The organism is Actinomadura logoneensis (genome assembly GCF_003428695.1).
In the GTDB taxonomy this organism is placed as follows: domain Bacteria; phylum Actinomycetota; class Actinomycetes; order Streptosporangiales; family Streptosporangiaceae; genus Spirillospora; species Spirillospora logoneensis.
Window position 1 is genome coordinate 1 of the sequence record NZ_QURH01000464.1, and the last position, 1061, is coordinate 1061.

Sequence of the window (1061 nt, forward strand, 5' to 3'; positions counted from 1 at the left end):
CGTCCCGGCTCGGCGCGGCCCGGCAGGGCGCCGCCCGCCCGGACGGCGAGCCGCCGCGCTCCCCGGCCGTCGCGACCGTCGAGCTGCTGCGCGGCGCGGTCGAGAAGGGCGCCCGGGTCTGGATCGGCTACCTCGACCAGCAGGGCCAGGCGTCCAGCCGCATCGTCGAGCCGATCCGCGTCGAGGGCGGCTTCCTGACCGGCTACGACGCGACCCGCGCCGCCGTCCACCGCTTCGCCCTGCACCGCATCACCGGGGTCACCGAACTGAAGCCCGAATAATTCGGTTGCCGCCGCGTCCTTTCCGCGGGCATGGTGTTTCCCGTACGGCGACAACGGCCCGAAAGGAGGGCTCCGGAAAATGCAGAGACCGCAGCGCGAGCCCGCGGGCTGTAGAAAGGCCGTCCCCAGACGCGCGCCCGGTGCGTAGGCAGCGGTTACTTCCGCTGAAAACGGGGAGGTCGCGGGTTCGATTCCCGCCCGTCCGACTCATCGGACGGTAGCTCAGTGGCCAGAGCGCCTTTACCGCAGCCGCCCAGATCTCGGGCGCGCCCCCTGTCCCCTCCCGATGCTCCGGCGGAGCCCCTTCGGCACGCTCGCGGCGAGAAATCAGCCGTGACGTAAGGCTCCTGCCGATCCGCGTCGGGAGGGGCTTCTTTTCCCGCCTCGCAGGAGGTCCCTCCATGTCCAAGTTCAATCGCGGCCGTGTTTTCGGCACCGGTCCCGTGCGGAGCCTTCTTCGCCCTACCGTCCGCAACCACGAGGGCGCGCTCGCCTTCCAGCGGGACACCAAGAGCGAGCTGTTCCTTTTCGCGGTCTCCAACATGGTGGGCGAGACCTCTTTCTATGAGCGCGCGGACGACCGCGACAGCCGTTTCCACGCCCTGGTCTGGAAGGTCGCCGTGGACGACCCCGACTGGCTGGTCCGGATGGTCGGCTGGCTCCGCGACACCGCCGGGATGCGCTCGGCGAGCGTCGTGGCCGCCGCGGAGGGCGTCGCCGCGCGCCTCGCGGCGGGCGCGCACGGCGGGAACCGCGCGCTCGTCCGGGCCGCCCTGCGCC

The 1061-nt window shown here is 71.9% G+C and carries 1 protein-coding gene and 1 pseudogene; both read left to right on the plus strand.

Annotated elements, in window-relative coordinates; translation table 11 throughout:
* Nucleotides 1-281: WYL domain-containing protein (locus tag DZF91_RS23335; RefSeq protein WP_147341306.1), on the plus strand; the 281-nt coding region annotated here is incomplete at its 5' end.
* Between the two features lie 401 nt (nt 282-682).
* A pseudogene (locus DZF91_RS23340) lies at nt 683-1061 on the plus strand (TROVE domain-containing protein); the annotation flags it as partial.